This is a genomic window from Bacillus sp. RC252 (genome assembly GCF_044909215.1).
GTDB classification, from domain to species: Bacteria; Bacillota; Bacilli; order Bacillales; family Bacillaceae_G; genus Bacillus_A; species Bacillus_A mycoides.
This window is the reverse complement of record NZ_JBIYDV010000014.1, coordinates 25,346-42,887: the sequence shown is the minus strand read 5'-3', so window position 1 is coordinate 42,887 and position 17,542 is coordinate 25,346. Positions and strand designations below refer to the sequence as shown.

Below are 17,542 nucleotides of genomic sequence, written 5' to 3'. Positions count from 1 at the left end.
TTTGGCTACCCTTCAAAAATTTATACTTCTGGATCAAAAGTTTTGCAATCTGTTTCTTCAGTTGTAGATGCATGTTTACCTTTATGACTTACTACATAAATTGCATCTGCACTACATTTATTGCCGTTAGCCCAAAATTTACAGTTGTTTACTTCACATAAAACGTCTTGTGCCATAGTATCACACCTCCTTGTTCTATTATCATTAACAAAATTCGGAGGTATGATACTCTTTGTCATGCATTTTTTATTACCTTTTTAACTTTCTTAATGGTTCAATATTTCCTTGTACAATAGCATCTATATTTTCGGTTATTTTTTCAATGTCAAAATGCCACCATTGAATTTGCAATAATTCTTCTATTATTGTATTTGTGAATCGTTCCTTTATTTTATTTGCAGGGTTTCCGCCAACAATTGTATATGGTGCGACATCTCTAGTCACAACAGATTTAGCTGCAATGATTGCACCATCCCCTATTTTTATTCCGGGCATAATAGTTGTATCCATACCAATCCAAACGTCATTTCCTATAACTGTATCACCTTTGTAAGGTAAATCAGACAAACTAGGTGTATACTTCTCCCACCCATTTCCAAATATATTAAATGGATATGCCGAAAATCCATCCATCCGGTGATTCGCTCCGTTCATAATAAAGGTAACTCCATTTGCAATACAACAAAAATTTCCAATGGTAAGCCTATCTCCAATAAATTCATAATGATATAATACTCGATTTTCAAATGTTTCTCCATCTTTCGCATCATAATAAGAATAGTCACCAACAAATATATTAGATTTCGTTATTGTATTTTTTATAAAATGAACGTTTTGATTTCCTTCAATAGGGTATTTAACATTTGGATTAGGATTCATGTTGCACAGCACTTCCTTTACCATTCATTTCACTTTCTACTGCTATTACTGGCTTTAAATTGTATATAGGTAAAATAAACAATAATCCAATTATAAATAGTAGAGCCGTTCCCTCATACATCGTACCTAATGAAAACATCTCCTTTAAGGAACCAGCTATACTCATCGTTACTACCATTGAACCGGTGAATAGTGGACTTAAAATGCCGTTCACGCGACCAATAAAATCGGTATCGCTATTTTGAATAATGAGCGTATTAATACCAATTTGGATACATGGAAGAGCTAAACCACTAAAAAGTTGTGCCGTAAGTGTCACCCATAAATTTGTGGAGTAGCCTATAATACCAATTCCAATTGCCTGACCGAGCATCCCTACAATTAACATCTTTTGGGGAGCAACGTTTTTCGCAAATACCATCGCTAAAGCCCCGCCAACAATCATTCCCGCACCATTTACTGTTAGTACCCATTGTAAACTCTCTTTTGATAACCCTAACTGCTCAGTCACAATAAAGATGCCTAGTGGCTGAATTAAACCTATACCTAGTCCAGCTGCCATAAAACAAAACCCTAGCAAAGTTAATGCTTTTTTCTTTTTTACATATTTAATACCATCCAGCATTTCCTGTAACAGCGTAATTTCTTTCTTCTCATTATCATTCTCAAGATCTTTCGGAAGAAATAACAACACAGCTGCTGCAAGTAAAAAAGCGATACCTGTTATGATGATTGAAATATAAATTCCAAAACTATGAAAAATAAATGTTCCAAGAATCGGTCCTAACACCATAAAAATCGCAAATATTGTTTGATATATAGACATCGCTAATTGAATTTGTTCCGTTGATAAATGCTGTTTAAACAACTTCATACCAGATGGTTGAGAAAACTGCGAAAGGATTGCAGAAATAAGCGTCACAAAAAACACGATTTTCCACGTTCCAAACATAAGAGTAATTAATACAGCGAATACGGAAATAGAACTTAACGTCTCACACCATATCATTGTCTTCTTTGGCTTCCACCTATCAGCAAAAGTTCCACCAATGAATGAGAAAATAAAAATGGGAGCAAATTCAGCAACCGAAATCATCGAAATGGCAAAAGCATCACCTTTCGTCATTTCCATAACATAAAGTAATATCGCAAAGTTACGAACCCAAATACCAACTTGTAAAAATAATGCTGATGCTAGAATCCCTTGCACAAATCGATTTTTTAATACTTGTGATACCCCATGATTTTGTTTCGTTTCTGCAGTCGTCGACATAAAAAAGCCTCCTATTTCGTGTTCTGAACAGGAGGCAGCACAAATCATATGAAAAGACTATATATTCGCAGTGCGAAACACATCCCTTTTCTATACATGCACATACTAATCCTATTCAGAAGAATATTTCGTTTTTTAACGAAGATCTCTTACAAATAGAATTAGTTGATCATTGGGATGTTTTCACCCTTCCGTTTCGAATTTAAATAACACATACATACTCTATGTTAATCATTTGTCGTGTATGCATGTCTCAATATAACTATTCTAAAAAGACAATGGTAATTCCTCTAAAGAACGCATTAAATAATTACCTTGCCAATTAATTTTTTCACGCTCACCTTTTATTTGTAACGATGGCATCCGTTTAAACAAAGTAGTAATAGCAATCTTTGCTTCCAACCTAGCAAGTGGTGCTCCTAGGCAGAAATGACTACCATGCCCAAAGGCAATATGACGGTTATTTTCTCGTGTAATATCGAATACTTCTGGTTTTTCAAATACGGTTTCATCACGGTTTGCTGAAGCTAATGAAATAATAACCATGTCTCCCTTTTGTATTGTTTGATCGTGGATTTGAAAAGGTTCAGCCGCCCATCTTGCAGTTGTAACCTCAACTGGAGAATAATAACGCAATCCTTCTTCAATTGCAGAATCAATTAATTTTGGATTATCTTTTAATAACTGTAATTGATTTGGATTTTCAAGAAGTGCTAATACCGTATTCGTAATTAAATTCACTGTTGTCTCATGTCCTGCTACGATTAGTAACATTATCATTGAATATAACTCTCGAGCACTAAGTTTATGCCCTTCATTTTCCGCAAGGATTAGCGCACTAACCAAATCTTCTTTTGGATCTTTTCGTTTTACATCAACTATATATTTAAGATATGTAATAAACTCAGATAGTTGTTTTTCGGTTTCTTTTATTTCTCCAGGTGTTTCTGGCGATGCAATGACAGCATGAGACCAAATTCTAAATTTCGCTTGATCCTCTTTTGGAATTCCAAGCATCTCACTTATTACAATAATCGGTAATGGGAATGAATAATCATCCACAAGATTTAATGTACCTTTTCGCTCTATCTCATTTATTAAATCATCCGCTACTCTCTGAATTCTTCCGTCTAATTGTGAAATCATCTTTGGTGTAAAAGCTTTTTGAACTAAAGATCGTAAACGACTGTGGTTAGGTGGGTCCGAATTTAACATATGCGTTGTTAAATGATCACTATTGTCAACAGAAAGATACATGTTATTTGTATCTTGAGAAAACACATTTGCCATATCTTTTTTTAAACGATTATCTTTTAAAAGTGGCACAGCATCTTCATATCTTGTAATGAGCCATTCTTTACCGATTTCAACTTCATTTACAAATAATATAGGTTGCATTTTTCGTGACTCTTTATAAATTTCATATGCATCTTCTTTAAACTGAGCAGAAGCTAAATTAATGCCATCCTCTATTTTTCGGCCAACCTTATTTTTTATTGACATTACATTCCCTCACTCTCAATTATTTGTGTAAATCAACCTAACATTTGAATTATACTTCAATAAAAACTAGAAAATTGTAAATTTTTAATTAAAATCTTACTTCGTATATTGAAAAATAAAAAAGTGAGAGAGTAAAATTATTCTACTCTCTCACTTCCTATTATGCGAAGCACATAAAATTACTAATTTGTTGATATCGATAACTTACTTTACGACGACGACCACCTTGCCAAGTGTAGCCTGAAACCCCGCTTCTTCTTACCTCGGTTGGAAAGAACCATAAATCTCTTCCGAAAGGACCAGGTCGATGTAAACGTAAATAGCCCCATCTTCCTAAACAGTTACACATCCAAGATTTCATATTGCCTGCTTGTGCTGGAGAAGCAAATGTGGACGGTAACGACGGAGCTTGTGACGGTGGTGGTGATGTTGGAGCATCTTCCGCATCATCTGGTCTATAGTCTTCTTGTTCAATATCTCTCACTTCATTTGTAGATTCATAACCGTAGTTTTGTGGATTATAATACATCTCTTGATCATATGGATAGTTTTGTTGGTTATACATAATAACCCATCACCTTCTTTTCATTTGTTTCTTTTAACATTCATATGTGATACGCCATTCATAGGAAGCTTATGTATAGCCTAAATTCATCTAAAAAAAGCTCGTATTTTAAAAATACGAGCTTTTTTATAAACAAAACATATTTTTTATTTTATTAACTTCACACTATAAAAACGCATTTGATCTAACGAACCTTCATATTCAAATACTTCTTGCTTAATTAATTCTTTCAAGCGATATTCCAAAAACGTATCCCCAACCAATTGATCCGCAAGTCCAAGTGCTTCACCTATTACTCTCGGAGCTTTATGAAACTCTTTATCTGCTCCTACATTTTTCGCACACTCAATAATGAATTGATCAAAATAATCTTCTTGTACAGAATGCACTTCATCGTCTTTCCAAACTCTTAAAAACTCCGTGCTTTGCGATAATCTATCCCACTCATGTGCAAACTTCATTCGCTTCTCTTCAGTTAAATACGGAAATTCCACAAAACTTTTTTGGAAAAGAGCTAAACTTTCAGGAGATACTTCTCCAGTTCCACGGATATCATAATCTTGTTTTAATATTTCTCTACTCGCTTCAGAAGTATTCATAACACGAATATTTTTCTTATCTTTTAATTGCGCAATTGCAAAACAAAGCCCTACGTGCTCATGGGCATTATCCGCCTTCCAAACGGTAATCGGTGTTTCATTCGGAATTGAATGTAGCTCTTCTAAAGTCTCCTTAAATCTTGGTAAATACTCTTCTTCAAAATAACAATCATAAGAAGTTAAGTTATTTAATAACCACTGTGCCCTTGCTAATTGACCTTCATTCGTATGTAATTGATGTATGGGACCAATTGAAAAGAATTCAGAGTATGAAACAACACTCTCCTCGTGTAATCCTTCTTGTTTCAACATATATTTTAAACATCCGGCAGTTGAATCATCAAAGGCAATATGAATGTGTGTGCTTTCTTCTAAATTCTTTTCCTGAGTTGTATGACTCGTCAATTGCTTAGGGATACTCGTTAAATTTTTTATCATATCTTCGCTATAATTCCCGTCTAATACATCTAACTGTATTAGAATACTTTGAAGTAAATGTTTTGCTTCATCTTCATACATATCCTCTACAACATTTTTAATTTTATCTATCATATAAATCCCTCTATTCATTTCTAAAATAACGTAGATTATAGTGTATCATTTTAGCCCAGATGTTTAAAAGTCTTTTTAAAATCAAATCGTTTATTACACAGATTGCTGCAGCCATCTAAGTTTTTAACAAAAGCTTTCTCTATATTCCTCTCAATCTATAGATCTATAATATTTTTTTCTTCCTCCTTATTTATCTCCCAAAATCACATTAGTTGCTAAATAATTTTTAAACACTTTGTAAATCTGTTTATTTAAATGTATAATTATATGGAAAATAAAAAATACAGGAGCAATATTAATGGCGAAAGTACTTACTAATTATAAACATTATTTAAAAAATTGGAGATTTATATTTATTTGTATATTACCTGCTGTCGCTTTATTGTATACATTCGATGTCATCTTTGAACTACTGTGTCACCAAAATTTTTATTTGTCTAATTTAATTATTGCTATCATATTAATCTTAATATTTATTAACATTAAAGAAAACTATAATTGAAACGAAACCGTTGTGAAGATACATTTTTCATAAAAAATTAGAGCACCCTGCTATTGGATGCCCTAATGTGATTAGAGGTTTTTTCTGAGTATTTAGTAGGACACGAAGATCTTGTCCTATTACATACTATATGCTTGTACTTATTACATCGTGCACTGGAAAGCACAATGTCTAGATGCCAAATAGATACATACACATTGGAGTAACTAACACGCTAGAAAAGACCTTTCTATATCCATTCATTCTTAATAGCCTACATTATTACTAATAAAATTTTCTCATACTTTCATTGTACAATTGCTTTATTTATAAACAAAAAACATCCCCATGGATGTTTTTTTTCTAATTACCTTTAAACTTCCATAAATTTAGCAGGTACACCAATTTTTTCAACTACAGAAGATATATTAGTAGGGTTAATCATTACATTTTCAATACAAACTAATTTATTTTCTAATAATCCATTCTCTGTAGTAATAAACTCTTCAAATCGTTCTAAAGTCATTGAGAATTTGTGCTCACTTCCACCATTCATACTGACTTTTACATACTTCATAGTGTCACCGCCTCTCTTAATTATCTATAATTCGCTAAAAATACGCTTACATCCTTTTATTAAAACGTGGATTTATCACTTTTATCACTTCCCACTACACGTTTGAAATGATTTTGAGAAAAAAGCTACTAAACACCACCTGTTCTTTTCATTAAAATTTCAATAGAATGTTTCTAGAATTATATATCTTTGGAAAAGATTATATAATAGTACTGATTAAATATTAGGAGTGTTATTAATGGTTGATATAATCCGACTCTTAATCATCATACTTATCGCATTTTTTTTATTTTCATCAATTATTATGGAGTTTAAAAAACCTCACAAAAGTATGTTTTGGTTCTCAATTGAAGTCTTGTTTCTGCTAGGAATCGTACTTTTAATGAAAGAATTTTTCATCAAACTTTCCGCATAAGCCCTTACCTTAAGTAAAACATAATATCCCATCAATAACGCAGGATAAATTATGATTGTTATTTTTTTCACTGAAGTTAATAATTTAACTTCCGATAGTTATCTTTTATTTATAACTACTTTATAAGCTTCTGCTAATTACTCTTTTTCGTATATTATCATGAAGACTAGAGCAAGCATGCCTTGTCATATATTAGATAAGGGATGTGATAACATTGGGTAACGATAACAATCAATTTATTTTTCATGTAGTACAAAGTTCGGCAATTAAAAGATTTATAATTATCGATATAATTGCTGGAACAGGAATTTATTGGACCGTAAATTTCATTTCTTCAAATGCATTACTCGCAATTATTAGTTGTTTTTTGGGGACAAAAAAAATGAAAAAAATGCATCATTCATAGAGCAATAACTAAATCCCAATTCATTTCTTTCAAATTTGTTGCCTTTACTCTTCTTGAAGTGGGAAAGCAATTTTTCACAGTTGGCTAATTCATCCAACTTTCTGGCAGACAATACTTTTGATTGTCTGCTTTTTGTATGAGATTTTTCGTTTGACATATACTACTTTTGAACCTGTATACCAATACAAGCCATTTTGGTGTTTGGGATTTCCCTTCCTGGGATAAGTATTTTTGAACTTATCCCTTTTTTGTATAGGCATGTATATTTGGGATAAAACTAATTACAAGCAGACTTTCTGTTTATTCGTAGTTCTTAACCAAAAGACTTTTCTCCTTTAAAGGACAGTAGGTACGACTGCTTGTCCTTTTTTATTAATATTTCACACACCATTTTTTGCCCCCTTCTAAGCATTCTATTACAGCTCCCAAATAGCCAATGTTTATAGTCATACAAAATAAGCAGTTGCTGATACTTTCCTTTTTAAGTTACACAACACAATAAAAATGTGTAACTATAGATTTGAATCCATGTCCCTCCTATCTCAAAAGCTCTCCTAAGTAGCTAAAAAAAACACCTTAAGTGGGTGTCCTTTTTTCTTTATGTAAGAGAACATACAGATAACATTAATCCTCCAAATGTCACTGTTCCTAGTAACCCCAATACAACTCCTGTTAAACAAACACAATCAGCAAGACAAATTGAAGATTGCGATAATGGAACAAATGACCTACTTGTGCTCGATCCATAATGTTTTATTTTCTCATAATTTATATCCAACATTACATGTAGACATGATACACAACCCTCAATAGTTTGAAGAGATTCATTTTCTAACCGCTCCAATAACTTGTTATTTAAAGCAAATGGAAGAGGGTACTGCTTATCTAATTTCATATTTTGATAAATTAATTGTAAACGAGATAGCATACTATTTTTCTTTTTTTCAGATGCAGCCGTACATTTTATATTATTAAATTCATTTAATAACAGCGTCAATTCATCTCTATTGCCGTATAAATCCCTAGCTATTCTTCTCTTTAGTTTGTACGAATGGATAATAGATTTAATTTCAATCATTTAATTACACTTCCTAATTAAATATTATTTCCCCTTATATATAAAAAATACTTTTAAATCCTATTAACCTTACATAGTTGTAATAATTTCTTTAGTTACGTACCAACTAGAAGCAGTCCATCCTCATAATTAATATTGTGTATATCACTATAGAAAATGAAATCATTAATAAAAATAACTTGACTTTATTTGCTTAATTAACCCTTCTCTTTACTTTGTAATAAAGTATTAAAATATTGCTGGTTATATATTACCGCTGGATGATTAGGTATATAATTTGCTGCTAATTCATTATACTGTAACGCCTTTTCATAGTTTCCTAAATGGCTGTGGCACAAGCTTATATGGAAATATGGAACCCAATTGTAACTTGCGGGGTTATAAAGTATCGCCTCGTTAGGATATGTAATTTTCGTGGCTGCTAAATACCAACGAATTGCTTCTTTATATTTTTTTTGTTCCATCATGACATGCCCTATCCCAACACAAATTTCCCCTCTTGGATTCCCGTATTGAAAAGCCCTTGTAAAAGTTTCTAATGCTTTATCCCACTTTTGAAGTTGCATATAACAATACGCTAAGTTTCCGCACACATAAACATTTCCTTCTCCCCATTTTTCTTTACTATCTAATACTTTTTTATAAAATTGAATTGCCTGATCATACTTTTGCTGAAACATACATTCATTCGCATAATTGAACCAATCTGTAAGTGTAACTTCTTCTGTCTCAATTATGGATTGGAGAATTTTAAAATTCTGATCAATTCTTGGCTTTTCTTTACAATGAGTAATAGTTATATCCGTGTGCAACACATTTCCTTCAACTTGTATAAATTCGTGCACTTTGTTAATCCATTGAAAATTTCTTGAGCGATTAACAAGCCTATAACGTGTTGTAATATACATTAGCTCCATACTTAATCCAGTATTCAAATGATAAAACATTAATACAGCGTCAATATCATTATTCATTTCTTGTTTTAAATTTAAAAATTTCTGCTGATCCTTTTCAAATAAAACATCATCAGCATCCAACCATAAAATATAATCTTTTTTCGCTTTAGAAAATGAAAAATTTCTGGCCGCCGCAAAATTATCATTCCACTTATAATCATAAATATTAGTTGTATACTTTCGAACAATATCTTTAGTTCTATCTGTAGATCCAGTATCTACAATAACTATTTCATCAACTATGTGTTTTACTGAATCTAGACACCTTGCGATAACTTGCTCTTCATCTTTTACAATCATGCATAAACTAATTGTTATTTCGGTCAAGATAATCCCTCCTCCTAATGTATTATATGATTGAAAAAGAAATTATCTTCACAAATACATACCTCAAGATATACATGAAGTTATTATTTAATTGACTAATACTTCTAAAACTGTGCATACGCTATAATGTGTCACACTCTTTTGCAATAAAATGCAATCATACAAAATAAGCGGTTTCTGATTACACAGAAACCGCTTATCCGACATCCGTATATTTATATTTTTTAAATTCACTATACAATTACCTTTTATATGTTCACGTTATTATTGCTAATAAGAAGGATAAAGATAAAAATGCACAAAGTGGTACATATAAAACAGTATCCATTCTAGCAAACTGCGTATCTTTTTTTCGTTTAAATATACCAAAATAATGAAACTCACCAATTACTCTTATGAAAAAACAACCATACAAACCCAGGGTCCTATTTGAACAAAAACATTGGGAACTGCGAAATGAACAATATTTTCTTGTTGTAATAAAATCATTGCTGCCATACTTGACAATAATGCAATGAACAATGTCATTCCTGCACCTGGTGTAAACGCCTTTTCTCCAGCTTTAGTTGGAATGACACTATTTGTCGCCCACTTACCTCCGAAAGCCCAATAAACATGTAAAAAACTAACTAAGAATAATATGCAAACAGAAATATATGTAATAATAAGCATTTTGTCCTCCCATTATTTTACTTAAATCCTTACCTTTAAAATATGCTATGAATACTTCATACGCAACCTATATTTAATTACATAAAAACCCCTTAGTGATTTATCAATTTTACGATAAATCATTAAGGGGTTAGTGGAATTTATTATGCATTATACCTATTTTTTCGACGTTCCATCCTAGTTTGTCCTTGAACAGTACTTTCTTTATATTGATCTATTTGCTCTGCCATTTCATATGTTACAACTGGTTCTTCGTTATTACGCTCATGCATTGTTTCTGGCCTTTTACGTTTAGAACCTTTTCCACCAAACTTAAATAATTTCATCTTAAATTTCGGTAATCTTGGAAAGCGGATCTTAAATGATAGCCTTTTACGTTTCTTTTTTTGTTTAAATAAATTAGTATTTTCTTTATTAGTGTCTTTCTCTTTACGGTGTAATAACATCGCAAGTAATCCACCTAATATAAGTCCTCCAACTAAAAGGAGAATATATAAATAATGGCTTGTCATTAAATTCATCATACGCTCAAGTATGACTAACGACTGCACTTCTTTTATATCCCATAGTAACGCGGCCCATAATGAGAATAAGCCCAAAGTAAGCCCGTATGTACGAAACCGGAATAAACACGGAATTAACGCAATGCAAGCGGCGATTTTCGCGTTCGCTATTATTGAACTTATTGAAATATCCTGATTCCAAATAACTAACAGTAGTGTTATAAATGGTGCATAGGCTATCCAGCTACATATACGTGAATATATCTTTTTCGCAAAGTAACTACCGAAACTAGTAAAAAATAAAAGTCCTCCAATATATAAAGATTGTTCAAGAGGGATTTGCTTTAACATTCCTGCAATTGGAAAGAGGCCGCTCAGTAGCATTAATAATACATCTAATTTCTTCACAATTCCCCATTCCTTTCAAATTTTCTTTTCAATTAATAAAAATCGCTTTTCCATATGATGTAGTTTTTGTATTTCTAAAAAACATCTTAATCCTGTATGTAAATAAAGTAAATATGAAACCGAAAATATACATGACAAATCATATCTATATTTACAATGAAAAATGACAAATCCTGCTCATTATTACTAGCAGGATTTGTACACTATTATTTATATTAATATCAATGTATCTTCTTTTTCTAAAATTATTATATCTTCATCTAATTCGTCATTGAATTCTTTAAACTCCCTTGAATCAATATCGGTAGTATAATTTTTAATTAATTTAGCCATATGCATTACATGCGTATTATGAATATTTTGTTCTGAGAGCAAGGTTGATTTACAGCACATGTAATGTATCATTTTGGCGATTTCTTCTCTCTCTTCAGATTTCACACCAAGCGGGATAACTTCGAGTATGTACTGATGTACTATCTCATTACAATCTAATTCGTATGCAGCCGTGCTATAGTAAATTCCCATTTGATCTACAAATAATCTCGTTTCATTCATAACATGTTCTTGGTCTCTAACAATATAGTTCGGTACATCTGAGTTAGTATTAATTCTAATTATGTTTATATCCTCTTTTAAATTTGAGATTATTTCAGGTGAAACCCCAATATTAACGCTTTTATTTTGCAATTCCTCTATCCAATATTTCCTCATATTGGCATCTACAATAAAATAAACTTCTTTATTTTGTTTATGTGCATCTTGTGAAATTTCAACTAATGTTTCTGACATAAATTGTTTAAAACTGACTCCTATATCATTCCTTTTTGATGGTTGTGGTAAAAACACTTTATTATTACCTATATTTAATAAAGTATGATCAATTGTGCCCCATTCTTCTTGACCATATAATTTATATAATATTTCTCTCCCATTTATTTTTGAAAAAATAGGTAAGAAATCATATTTAGACATTTTCTCAATTGATAAATTTACAATTATCCCCGGTAATTTTATCTTATTCCAACTACACTTTAAGAACCCCTTTTGTTCTAACAAACTAAGAATGGCATTAATAATTTCTTTTTTAGATACACTTTGTCCGATAAATAAATTAATAAATGCTGAAATACGTTCCGTTTGAGCGAATCCTTCCCGAATAATTTGCTTTGGATTAATTTTTTCGCGACCATCACAATTTTTTATTGCAATTAATGCTAATTTCATTTCATTTTGCTCACCTGCCGTAGCATGTACAGCTTTTACGACATCGTCTACTAGTTTCTTTTTGTTTTTATGACTATATTGCATTCTATATGGATTTTGTAACAATTTCCCAATGTTATATCTTACTATTTTTAACAACACCGGATTGTCTGCATTTAATACATAGGAGGAATCTCCGTTTTGAGCTAAAACTATTTTGCTATCTAATAACGCTTGTTCTATCTCTATTACTATATCATCTGACCATACTTCTAACGTAATTGTGTCTAATCCCTTTGGTGCAAATAAAGGTAATAACTCATTCTCATTATTAGTTAATACTTTTTTACCCTCTGGAAGTAATGTGAAGTATGGGAATATTCGTTGGAATTCATTAAAAAGTTCCTCTTTTTCTCTTACTTTTATACCAAATTTTATTTTTGTTCCTTGAACTTTATATATATTTTCGTTATATGGAAGAAGTACTCTTACATTAGTTCCTCTAATATACTCTTTCGGACATTGGAGAATGTTCTCTAATTTAACTTCTCCCCCTATCCTATAATCATCTTTTAAATTTCTAAAACGTTTAATCCACTTTATTCCTTTTACAGCTTGTTGTACCTTTAACTTTACAAATCTTTGCTTTTTATTATTTGATTCAAATTCAGGAGTTGAAATCAGTATTTGGCTCCGCTTTCGCCCTAAAAGTATAGGGATATCTTTATGATTATATTGTTGATAAAACCTCCTAATCCCTACAGATACTTTTAATAGCGGAATATTCTCACCTCCACGAGTTACGTATTCAAACCGATATACATAAGAGAAATAATCATGTGTTTCTTCATCTTTAATTGGCTCAGACATCGCTTCAGAAACATGTTGTGATCGCAGTGGTGAAAAATATATTTCTTCCTCATTTTTATTTTCCATACGTAAAGGCTGTTCGCAAAAAATATGAGTAATTAGAGCTGGTACCCATTTAGAAAACGTTTTTTTATCATGTAATACTGGTAAATTACTAATTAAATCATGCTGCCATTCTAAATGTGGTGGATCTATTAATTTATTCGGTTTCCAATCACGAATAACCTCATACCAGCTTTGGAAAATATAGTCTAACTGTTCTTGTCTCATTGGTTCCTTAGCCACAATCCAAGGTGTATCTTCCTTTAATATATATGGATTATGCTGAATGAATAATATATCAGAAAACATTTCATACAATCTTTCATTTACAAGTTTTAATTTGCTCGTTAATAAAAATGTTCTATAATGTATCTCTACAATCTCAAGCCATTCAATAGGAAAATAAATATACGATACTTTCTCATTATAGAGGGGTTCTACTATATTTTTAAATGCTAATAACTGTAATTTTTCCATATTATTAATACTTCCTCTCTTAATTTATATTGATCATGAATAATACTAGAAAAGATACCAATTTTTTAAGCATTAACGAATCAAATTTTAACCAAGCACATTAAAGGAAATAGCTAAATTACATTTAGTTATATAAATAAAACATTATTAAAATCAAATTAATATAAAATACCTATTAACATATAACTACCTCCTTATGGGACTTTATATTATAAAATCATTATAATGAATTATTATATTTTTTATCTGTGATTTACAAAAAAATTACAGAAACTAAATATAATAAAAGGTATCGCCTCTTTATATAGCGATACCTTTTATATACTCTTAATTAAATAACACCTTTAACTTCTTCATTCATCGGCCATTTTTCTAATGTATATGCCATTTCCCAAAATGAATATTCATATTGACTACTAAAAATAAAATGTTGTCTCATACGATTACGGTCTGCCTCTGTTACCTTTTCAGCGATCATATCTAATCGTGTGATTTGCTCTTCTACTAGAGTACGGAACCAATCAGACCCATATGCAGAAATCCATTCTTGATAAATTGGCTCTTCTGGTTGACATTCTTTTAATCGTTCACCGATTTCATAATATAACCAATAACAAGGTAAAATAGCCGCAATAATATCTCCTAAATGCCCTTCATAAGCTGCACGATACATATGAGATGTATATGCATATGCAGTTGGCGCAGGAATGAAATTATCTTTTTCTTCTTTTGTAATCCCTAATTTTTTTGCGAAATTCTCATGTAATGATAACTCAGCTTCATACGTATTTTGTGCATGGTGTGCCATACGAGCTGTCGTTTCTAATTCAAGAGCCTTTGCAGCACCTAACGTTTGTACTCTAGCAAAATGACTCAAATAATAAGAATCTTGAAGCACATAATATCGAAAACTAGCTATATCTAATGTTCCTTCACCTAGTTTTTTTACAAAAGGATGGTTAAAACTTGCTTCCCAAATTGAATCTACTTCTTTACGTAATGATTGTGAAAAAGTCATTTAAATCCCTCCAAATAATGTAAAAAATATACGTATTTATCCACAATTATTAAAGCTGTAAAATAAAAAAACTTTCTTTACAGGCGTAAAGAAAGTGAAATTGACAGTATTTATTCGTTAAATAGCAACGTCTTTCCCACTTCCCTACGCTGGCATTAACCAGATCAGGTACTAAGAGTCTCAAAATTTCATCTGATCTCAGCCTATAAAAGGCCCCCCTAGTGGATAACTATTTAGTTGTCGTATTGTAATTATCATAGCATAATTCATGGAACTGTCAAAAGAATTAATTATATAACTACCTTAAAAACCTTCTTCTTTCCTTACTTTTAATGAAGTTTCAATTATCATATCTAATAGTTTGCTATAATTAATTCCCGCTGCTTCCGCACTTTTTGGTAGTAAACTTGATTGTGTCATCCCTGGTAATGTATTAACTTCCATTACATATGGAATTCCTTCCTTCACCATCATATCAACCCTTGCATAAACACTACATTTTAATGCTTTATAACAAGCCAGTGACGCTTTATTTACACGTTCCTTTATTTCAGCTGGAAGTTCAATAACTTCTTCAACTGTACTAGTATCATCATATTTTGCATTATAGTCAAAGAACACAGCAGCATGTCGAATCGAAATGATAGGTAACTGTTGCCCATCAAAAATTGAACATGTAATCTCGTCACCTTTTATATACTTCTCAATTACTACTTCAGAATCCCATTCGAATACAGTTTCCAGCATAGAGATTAATTCATTTTTATCATAGACAATCTTAACTCCAACACTTGAGCCGCCAGAGTTTGGTTTTACCACTAACGGAAATCCTAATTTATCTAACTCCTCAAGCTTTAGATCCTCCATTTTTGTAAGTTCAATCCAATCTGGTGTTTCTACTCCTTCATAACGCAAAATCTTTTTCGAAATATTTTTGTCCATACATATACCGCTAGATAACATATTGCTACCGCTATAAGGAATACCTAAACTCTCTAGCGTCCCTTGAACTGTACCATCTTCTCCGTACTTTCCGTGTAATGCTAGCAATGCAAAATCAATGTCTTTCGCTTTTTCAATTAAATCCATTTTTTCATTTAACGTAATTGGAACGATTTCATATTTACTCTTATCTAAATGTGCAATCATTTCATTCCCAGTCATAATTGATACTTGTTTTTCAGAGGATACTCCTCCCATAATAACGCCAATTCTCATTTTCTCAACTCCAAGTTTCATTTTTTAAAGTTTCACCAATTATTTGAATCCCTCTAACAATTTCCTGTTCTTTCAAACGTGAAAATCCTAATCGGAATGTGTTCGCTCCTCCTCCATCAGAGTAAAAAACATCACCAGGAGAAAAGGTAACTCCTTTCTCATAACACTTTTGTAAAAGTGTGCGGGCTTGAATTTTTTCTTCCAACTCTATAAACAAATGAAGTCCACCGTCTCCAGTCATTCTTTTAAACGGAATGTACTGATTACACGCCCCAACAGCTAACTCATATTTTTTCTTATAAACAGATCTTGCTTTTTTTAAATATTTTTCAAAATATCCTTCATGTAAATATTGAAACAGAACAGCTTGATCTAACGTAGATGTGTGAATGGTTCTGGCTCTTTTAACACTTTCTAAATAATGTATCAGTTCTTTATCTGCAATGATCCAACCTACACGTAAACCAGGGAAAAGTACCTTTGAAAAGCTACTAATATAAATCACATTATTACCAGCCCCTGCAAAAGTTAATAATGGCGATAAATGTGAACCCGAATAACGTAATTCTTCATTAAACCCATCCTCTATAATAGGGATCTTGTATTTTGAAAATAACCTCATCAATTCCGTTCTTTTCTCCGAACTCGTAACAATACCAGTTGGATTATGATAAGAAGGGATTAAATACGCGAAATCAAAATCCTTTTCACGCAAACTTTTTTCTACTTCATTCGTATCAATACCATCATCATTCATATCAATTCCATGAACTTCAAGTCCATGTAAACGAAAAAGCTTCAATGCAGCATGGTGAGTTGGGTTCTCACAAATAACACGCCCTGATTTCTTCGATAAAGAAGATAACACAATATCTAATCCTTCTGTAAATCCATTTGTAATTAGAATATCTTTGTTCGAAATATCTACACCTTTCATTTCCATGTAATGAAGTAAATAATTCATTAACGGTCTATAACCTTTTGCATATCCGTAGTTCAATACGATATCCCCTTCAATGGACATACGAGTAAGAAAAGCTCTTTTGAAATTTTCAACATCAAATAGCTTTTCGTCAGGGGCTATACTATTAAAAACAATCATTCCTTTTTCCCAGCGAACTCCATGCTTCATTAAGTCTAATTCATCCGCTAATGTGGTAACTGTATTAAGTTTATTTTTCCAATCTATTTCAACAGACGAGGTGTTACTTATATCCACCTTCGCAACGAAATTTCCTTTTCCTTTAACTGCATAAATGAGTCCTTCTTGTTCTAAATCCGCATATGCAGAGAGTACTGTATTTCTGCTCACTGATAATAATTCACTCAGTTCCCTTGTTGATGGGATTTTTTGGTCCCCCAACAAATGCCCTTTCATAATCATCTTTTTTAAATAATCCTTTAATTGAATATAAACGGGACGATCTTTTACAACTTTAAAATCTTTAAACAATTTCTTACCCCCTGCAATTATTTTTGCATATTTATTTCATTCTCAAAAGGTCCACTACATATGTATT

16 protein-coding genes, 1 pseudogene and 1 riboswitch are annotated in these 17,542 nt (G+C 31.7%); of the genes and pseudogenes, 2 read left to right on the top strand and 15 right to left on the bottom strand.

The features are described from left to right. Window positions 1-20: 20 nt before the first annotated feature. From ABH960_RS19575 to ABH960_RS19550, 6 genes are all read right to left on the bottom strand, one after another. Complete coding sequence (locus tag ABH960_RS19575; RefSeq protein WP_000046089.1) at window positions 21-176, bottom strand: DUF1540 domain-containing protein; 156 nt, start codon at window positions 174-176, stop codon at window positions 21-23. A 73-nt stretch (window positions 177-249) separates the two neighbouring features. Beyond that, window positions 250-879, bottom strand: a complete 630-nt coding sequence (locus ABH960_RS19570; protein ID WP_404447676.1) for a Vat family streptogramin A O-acetyltransferase — start codon at window positions 877-879, stop codon at window positions 250-252. Beyond that, entirely contained in the window at window positions 869-2,152 is a 1,284-nt protein-coding gene (locus ABH960_RS19565) for an MFS transporter (RefSeq protein WP_404447673.1), read from the bottom strand. The genes ABH960_RS19570 and ABH960_RS19565 overlap by 11 nt, the downstream gene beginning before the upstream one ends. 267 nt (window positions 2,153-2,419) lie before the next feature. Next, complete coding sequence (locus tag ABH960_RS19560) at window positions 2,420-3,655, bottom strand: cytochrome P450 family protein (protein ID WP_404447670.1); 1,236 nt, start codon at window positions 3,653-3,655, stop codon at window positions 2,420-2,422. A gap of 160 nt (window positions 3,656-3,815) precedes the next feature. Further along, window positions 3,816-4,220, bottom strand: coding sequence for a hypothetical protein (locus tag ABH960_RS19555; RefSeq protein WP_002032464.1), 405 nt, complete (start codon window positions 4,218-4,220; stop codon window positions 3,816-3,818). Window positions 4,221-4,366: 146 nt separating this feature from the next. Then, on the bottom strand, window positions 4,367-5,371 hold the full coding sequence (locus tag ABH960_RS19550; RefSeq protein ID WP_404447666.1) for a DUF1835 domain-containing protein: 1,005 nt from the start codon (window positions 5,369-5,371) through the stop codon (window positions 4,367-4,369). A 298-nt stretch (window positions 5,372-5,669) separates the two neighbouring features. Here ABH960_RS19550 and ABH960_RS19545 point away from each other — a divergent pair, with 298 nt between their 5' ends. Then, entirely contained in the window at window positions 5,670-5,873 is a 204-nt protein-coding gene (locus ABH960_RS19545; protein ID WP_002142003.1) for a hypothetical protein, read from the top strand. Between the two features lie 352 nt (window positions 5,874-6,225). Here ABH960_RS19545 and ABH960_RS19540 read toward each other — a convergent pair whose 3' ends face one another. Continuing rightward, complete coding sequence (locus ABH960_RS19540) at window positions 6,226-6,429, bottom strand: hypothetical protein (RefSeq protein WP_002085220.1); 204 nt, start codon at window positions 6,427-6,429, stop codon at window positions 6,226-6,228. 629 nt (window positions 6,430-7,058) lie between these two features. On the opposite strand from ABH960_RS19540, the gene ABH960_RS19535 reads away from it, so the two are divergent. Then, a complete protein-coding gene (locus ABH960_RS19535; RefSeq protein ID WP_002070042.1) occupies window positions 7,059-7,250 on the top strand; it encodes a hypothetical protein in 192 nt (63 codons plus the stop codon). Window positions 7,251-7,848: 598 nt separating this feature from the next. On the opposite strand, the gene ABH960_RS19530 is transcribed toward ABH960_RS19535, so the two are convergent. The 8 genes and pseudogenes from ABH960_RS19530 to pdxR form a co-directional block, all read right to left on the bottom strand. Then, on the bottom strand, window positions 7,849-8,328 hold the full coding sequence (locus tag ABH960_RS19530) for a homoserine dehydrogenase (RefSeq protein WP_088039499.1): 480 nt from the start codon (window positions 8,326-8,328) through the stop codon (window positions 7,849-7,851). A gap of 197 nt (window positions 8,329-8,525) precedes the next feature. Beyond that, window positions 8,526-9,584, bottom strand: coding sequence for a glycosyltransferase (locus ABH960_RS19525; RefSeq protein ID WP_404447864.1), 1,059 nt, complete (start codon window positions 9,582-9,584; stop codon window positions 8,526-8,528). A gap of 364 nt (window positions 9,585-9,948) precedes the next feature. Then, window positions 9,949-10,283: pseudogene (locus ABH960_RS19520) on the bottom strand (DUF3995 domain-containing protein); the annotation flags it as partial. A gap of 143 nt (window positions 10,284-10,426) precedes the next feature. Then, window positions 10,427-11,194 (bottom strand): DUF3959 family protein, encoded by a 768-nt coding sequence (locus tag ABH960_RS19515; protein ID WP_002085215.1) that lies wholly within the window; start codon window positions 11,192-11,194, stop codon window positions 10,427-10,429. Window positions 11,195-11,404: 210 nt separating this feature from the next. Beyond that, complete coding sequence (locus ABH960_RS19510; RefSeq protein ID WP_404447661.1) at window positions 11,405-13,786, bottom strand: pPIWI_RE module domain-containing protein; 2,382 nt, start codon at window positions 13,784-13,786, stop codon at window positions 11,405-11,407. 331 nt (window positions 13,787-14,117) lie between these two features. Beyond that, a complete protein-coding gene (gene tenA / locus ABH960_RS19505) occupies window positions 14,118-14,804 on the bottom strand; it encodes a thiaminase II (RefSeq protein WP_404447658.1) in 687 nt (228 codons plus the stop codon). A 124-nt stretch (window positions 14,805-14,928) separates the two neighbouring features. Continuing rightward, window positions 14,929-15,034, bottom strand: a riboswitch (TPP riboswitch). Between the two features lie 73 nt (window positions 15,035-15,107). Then, window positions 15,108-16,022 carry a D-alanine--D-alanine ligase gene (gene ddlB, locus ABH960_RS19500; protein ID WP_002013134.1) on the bottom strand — a complete coding sequence of 305 codons (915 nt, stop codon included), beginning with the start codon at window positions 16,020-16,022 and terminating at the stop codon, window positions 15,108-15,110. Between the two features lie 4 nt (window positions 16,023-16,026). Further along, window positions 16,027-17,475 (bottom strand): MocR-like pyridoxine biosynthesis transcription factor PdxR, encoded by a 1,449-nt coding sequence (gene pdxR, locus ABH960_RS19495; protein ID WP_002085207.1) that lies wholly within the window; start codon window positions 17,473-17,475, stop codon window positions 16,027-16,029. Window positions 17,476-17,542: the final 67 nt, after the last annotated feature.